General features: G+C 61.5%; 4 protein-coding genes. 2 read left to right on the top strand and 2 right to left on the bottom strand.

The window, feature by feature from the left end; all coding sequences use genetic code 11:
* Positions 1-1634, bottom strand: a 1634-nt coding sequence (locus tag JNL55_RS34500) for a CocE/NonD family hydrolase (protein WP_293865594.1), incomplete at its 3' end; no start/stop codon positions are given.
* 272 nt (positions 1635-1906) lie between these two features.
* Here JNL55_RS34500 and JNL55_RS34495 point away from each other — a divergent pair.
* Positions 1907-3349, top strand: a complete 1443-nt coding sequence (locus JNL55_RS34495) for a peroxidase family protein (protein WP_293865591.1) — start codon at positions 1907-1909, stop codon at positions 3347-3349.
* Here JNL55_RS34495 and JNL55_RS34490 read toward each other — a convergent pair.
* Positions 3346-3990 (bottom strand): glutathione S-transferase family protein, encoded by a 645-nt coding sequence (locus tag JNL55_RS34490; protein ID WP_293865588.1) that lies wholly within the window; start codon positions 3988-3990, stop codon positions 3346-3348. The genes JNL55_RS34495 and JNL55_RS34490 overlap by 4 nt on opposite strands.
* A 117-nt stretch (positions 3991-4107) precedes the next feature.
* Between JNL55_RS34490 and JNL55_RS34485 the strand changes: the two genes are divergently transcribed.
* The coding region (locus JNL55_RS34485; RefSeq protein WP_293865585.1) for an amidohydrolase at positions 4108-5588 on the top strand (1481 nt) is incomplete at its 3' end.

The following is a 5588-nucleotide window of genomic DNA, read 5'->3' as shown; positions in this document are numbered from 1 at the left end:
AAGATGGTATCGGCAATGATATAGGCCGTGCCGTCCGGAGCCACGTCGACCAGCTTCACCGCAAAGTCCGTGTCCTTGGCGCTGGATGAAACCTTCAACACGGTATCGACAAAGCCGGTGACTTCCAGGGGCGCGGTTAGCGGCTCGCTGCTGTACACGAGCACATCGGCTCGCGACTCGATCACACGCTGATCGACGGCACCGGGCTGCACGAGGCCGCCGTTACAACAATCGCCACCGCCCAGCGTTTGTACCGGGTTCAACGGATCATAGGTGAATCGATCGGGCTTCTCGCCGGCGGGCGGCGCAGTGCGCTCCAGCCGGCCATCGCCATACAAGCTATTGGCACCGCCGCCGCTTCGCAGGTACATGCGAACGGGCTGGGCCTGTTTCGGCGGCCACTGTGACGAGGACTTCCAAGCGTTCTCGCCCATCGTGAAGTAGCGAACTGCAGGCGTCGACGGCGCGAACGCATTCTTTGTGCCCTTCAGCCAGCGGTCGAACCAGGCGAAAATGGTGCCGTCGACGTCGAATCTGGCATCGCCCATCGAACGCTCGCCGACGACCAGATCGGAGCTGAGTTTGCTGTACTGGCAGTGAGCCACCGGCGCGACGACTGCGTATTGGTTGGCGCTTGCCTCAGCATCGGTGTTCGCGGTGCGCGCGTGATTGAACAACTCGAGATTCGGGCCGATGGAGACGTCGTACCAGCTGTTGAACCACAGCGCCGGAACACCCCAGCCCATGTCGTCGTGATACAGGCCGCCCTTGCGCCAGGCCGGATCGGCCGGCGAACGTTTGATCAGTTCCTCGAAGGTTCCGGGCGGCTCACCCAGATCGCTCAGCAGCGCATCGATGGGCAGATGCTTTATTTGTTTGGTCCATTCGACGTCCGGCTTCTTCGCATCCAGATCGTTGTACTGAGCAATGCGCGCTCGGATCTTGGGATCGAGCGACGCTGGCAGTTGCGCGCGCAGCGGATTGTCGACGTGATACAGCCACACGAAGAACAGACTGCGAGGCACGCCGCCGGTATACCAATTGCCTTGCTCCTGGAATCGGCCAACTTTGCCGATGCCGGCGCCCGCAGCCATCGGCACCATCGCGGCATGCGCAGGATGGTTCTGTGCTGCCAGCGCGAGTTGCCACTCAGCCGATGAAGAGCAACCGAGCGTACCGACCTTGCCGTTCGACCAAGGCTGTTTGGCGATCCAGCTCAACGCGTCGTAGCCATCGGCCTGCGGATACCCCAGGATTTGAAACTTGCCTTCCGAGAAATATCGACCGCGCTCGTTCTGGACGATGAACACATAGCCGCGTCTCACCGCCGCGACTGCGTAACGTAGCGACGCGCCGCGTATGCCCAACTCGTTGTATGGCGTCTTCCACAGGATGGTGGGCAACGGGCCTTTGGCGTTTTTCGGTCGGAACACGTTGGTCGCAAGCCCCACGCCATCGCGCATCGGCACGAGCTGGATGCGTTCGTCCGTCGCAGTCTCTTTCAACTCCTGTTGCAGCGACTCTTCGGGGAGTTTCCAGTAATCCGGTGCGTCCGTCGGTGGCGGCGGATCGGCCAAGGTAATAACCGGCAGGGCGGCGAGCAGGATCGACAGAACAGCGGCACGGCTCGGCATCGTTCGGGATCCTTGGACGGCGGCAGAGGCGCGATGGTAGCGAATGGGGCTGACTAAACCAACGGCCACCCTTTCGGCTGATGCGCGCCCACCGTTCCGGGCGTAACGTCGCCGGTACTAACAAGGCCGTTGCAAAACTAAGGAGAGGGCAGTCATGAGTTCATGTCCATTCACCGGCAAGGCATCCATCGAAACTGCAGCCGTGGACCAGGAGTGCCAAACGTCGCCTTGCGGCTTTTCGCGCGCCCATGGTTTCGGTCGCAGAAATGGCGATGAGCAACCCACCGGCGGCGCGGTACGGCAGGGAAAGTTCGGACGAATGTTTGCTAATTTGCCGCCGCTGCGAACCACCGATCAGGCGTTGGAACAACTCGGTCAGGCGATGCGCGGCACCTCCGGGGATAACGCCGATATTCCCGGCGGGCTTCACCTATCTGGGTCAGTTCATCGACCACGACATCACACTCGACACCACCGGGCTGGGTGAGCAGATCGCCGATCCCACCGCAGTGTTGAATTTTCGCTCGCCGAAGCTGGATCTCGACAGCATTTACGGCAGAGGTCCGGTGGCGGATCCGCAGCTGTATCAGCGCCTGAATGCGTCACGGATGCAGATCGGTCGGACCAACACTCAATCCATCGGCAAGCCGTCGATGAAGCCGAATCTGCCTTTCGATCTACCTCGTGGCCCGCAGGGCTTGGCCATCATCGGCGATCCTCGCAACGATGAAAATCTGATCGTCGCGCAGACTCATCTCGCCATGCTGCGCTTTCATAACAAAGTGGCGCAGCAGGTGGAGCAGGGCAACGTCGTCATCGTCCGCTCGGTCTTCGAAGACGCGCGTGAGCTGGTGCAATGGCACTACCAATGGGTGGTCTTGCACGATTTCGTCAGGCGGCTGGTGGGCGACGCGGTGCTGTCGGATGTGCTCGAGAACGGCCGGAAATTTTATCGCTTCGAGGAGCAATCCGAATTCGGTGAGCCGTACATGCCGTTGGAGTTCTCGGTGGCTGCCTATCGGATGGGGCACAGCATGGTGCGCGAGATCTACGATTACAACGACGTGTTCAATGATCACGGTGGCGTGACGCCGGCCAATCTGGTGCTGCTGTTTCGTTTCAGCGGCCTGTCCAGCAACGAGCCCGATCCGGTCAAGTTCGCTCGCGACATTCCCATTCCCAGCGATTGGATCATCGACTGGAATCGATTCTTCGATACCAACGGACCGGCGGCCAATCCGAGCCTGTTGCTGGATCCATTGATCGCCAATCGCTTGCACCAGCTCAACAACATTCCGGCGTCCGAATCGGCGTCGCTGGCCGTTCGTAATCTGCAGCGGTCGTTGAAGATGGGCTTGCCGTCCGCTCAAGACGTGGCCGGCTTCATGGGGCTGCCGTTACTCAGCGAGGCGCAGTTGACCAGTGACGCGGATGGCCAGAAGTTAAAAGAGCTGCAACTGCCTCTGAAGACGCCGCTGTGGTACTACATCTTGAAAGAAGCACAACAGCAGCAGGGCGGTAAGCGACTCGGTGCGGTCGGTGCCCGCATCGTGGCGGAAGTGTTCGTCGGGATGTTGCAGGGAGATCCGAACTCTTTCCTGTCGCGCAACCCAGGCTGGCGACCGACGCTGGGCGCGGCGAACTTCGGCATGGCCGAGCTACTGAAATTCGCCGGCGATCTGGATCCGGTCCGGGATCCGAACAACATTTCTTAGACCGCGTTGGTGAACACGGCCAACTGGTCGGCGAAGGCACGCTGATATGCGGGACGTGCCTCGCCGCGTTTGATGTACGCGCAGAGGCTGGGGTAACTCTGCAGTACTCCCGATGCATCCAACCGCCGTAGCACTGTCACCATCAGCAGGTCGCCAGCGCTGAATGCGCCGTCGAGCCACTCGGCATCGCCCAGCCGAAGGGCTAGCTCGTCCAGACGCACACGGACGCGGCTCTCGAGCATGGGTTGGCGTGTCTCATACCAGCTCTTGTCGCGTTCCAGGATGCTGGCCAAGCCGAACTCAACAATCGGCGGCTCTACCGTGTTGAGCGCGGCAAACATCCATGTGATCGCTCGCGCCCGGGCATTCGCTTCGGTCGGTAGCAGGCCCGGATGGCGTTCGGCGATGTGCAGAATGATGGCCCCAGACTCGAACAGCGTCAGATCGCCTTCCTGATAAGTCGGGATCTGGCCGAACGGATGCCGCGAACGGTGCTCGGGTTGCTTCATCTCGGCGAACGAGACGAGTTGGACATCGTACGGTTGGCCCACTTCTTCGAGAGCCCAGCGAACGCGCATGTCACGCGCCAGGCCCCGGCCGCGATCCGGCGAGCGTGCAAAAGCGGTGAGGATGGGATTCATGGGACGCTCCTGGGGATGGCAAGTCTTCTCAAGGACGGTCGAGCTCGGTGGCAGCCGACATCAGGCTCGACTTTCGCAGTAGGATAGCTGCGCCTCGGGTCGCCACAGGATCTCATCATGCTTCATTCGATGCGCGTCTGGGTCGCTTCGTCGTCGCTGCTGCTGACTACTGCGGCGGTCTTGGCAGCACAGCCGGGTGGTCCCGCTGCCGATCGCGTCTATCGCAATGGAGTGATCTTCACGGCCGACGCGGGCAGCTCTCAGGCGCAGGCCCTGGCGGTTCGAGAGGGACGCATTGTTTACGTGGGGGCGGAGCAGGGGGTTGCACCTCACGTCGGTAAGGCGACCGTGGTGGTGGATCTCAAAGGACGTTTCCTGATGCCCGGCCTGGTCGACGGCCACATGCATCCCGGCTCAGCGGGTGCGACGCTGCTCAAATGCAGCCTGAACTACGAGTCACTGACCGTGCCGGAACTGCAGCAGCGGGTCCAAGCGTGTCTCGACAAGACCCGGGGCGAAGCGCCGAATGCCTGGCTCGAAGTGGTCAACTGGTTCCAAGAAAACATGCGTCCCACCGGTGTGGTCACCAGCCATGCGACGCTGGATGCATTACAGACCAAGCGGCCCATCATCGTGCGCTCGTCGTTCGGTCACACGGTGCTCGCCAACTCACGAGCGTTGAAACTTGCAAACATCACCGCGGCCACTGTGGATCCGCCTGGAGGCAAGATCTGGCGTGATGCCAAGGGTGAGCCGACCGGCTTGTTGGAAGACGCGGCGTTCGAAGGATTCGCAGCGCTGTTGCCCAAGTCGACTCCGGCGCAGGATGTCGAGGCTGTATTGGCTGCGCTCGCAGCCATGAACAAACAAGGCGTCACGAGTTTTCTCGATGCGGCGGCATCGCGCGAGGACGTGGCAGCGTTCGCGACAGTTCGCAAGAACGGCAAACTCACCGCGCGTGCGCACTTCGCGCCGCCGATCGAGCCTGCTGAGGTCGGTGCTTTGGATAAAGCGGTCGCCCGAGTGGTGTCGATTCGAAAGCAGTTCGACGAAGGTCCGATCAGTCGCGCGCCGGGAATCACGGTGCGCAATGCCAAGTTGTTCATGGACGGTGTGATTTCGGCGCCTGCGCTCACTGGCGCGATGCTGGAGCCGTATCGACAGAACACCGGCACCACCGATCATCCCAAATGGGGGCCAGGCACGAGCCGCGGTCCCGATGTTTATTTCCCGCCAGAGGCATTAGCGAACGTTCTCACCGCACTCGGCCGGGCCGGCATCGATCCGCACTTGCATGCTGATGGCGATGCCGCGGTCCGTGCAGCGCTCGATGGAATCGCGGCACTTCGTAAAGCGTTGCCTGGTGCGTCGATTCGGCCGGCCATCGCTCACAACGAAATCATCGCTGCGGCGGATTTGCCTCGCTTCAAGGCGCTCGATGCCACGCCTGTGCTGTCGTTCCAGTGGCAGAAGCCGGCAGGTGACACGCTAGGTTTGAAAGATTATTTCGGTCCGGAGCGAATGAAGGCTCTCGAGCCTGCTGGTCGCCTCGCCGCGGCCGGGGCACGAATCGCGTTCGGCAGCGACTGGCCGGTGGA

Source organism: Steroidobacter sp. (assembly GCF_016790065.1).
In the GTDB taxonomy this organism is placed as follows: domain Bacteria; phylum Pseudomonadota; class Gammaproteobacteria; order Steroidobacterales; family Steroidobacteraceae; genus Steroidobacter.
Note: the sequence above shows the minus strand (reverse complement) of the source record. Positions and strands in the feature narration are given on the sequence as shown.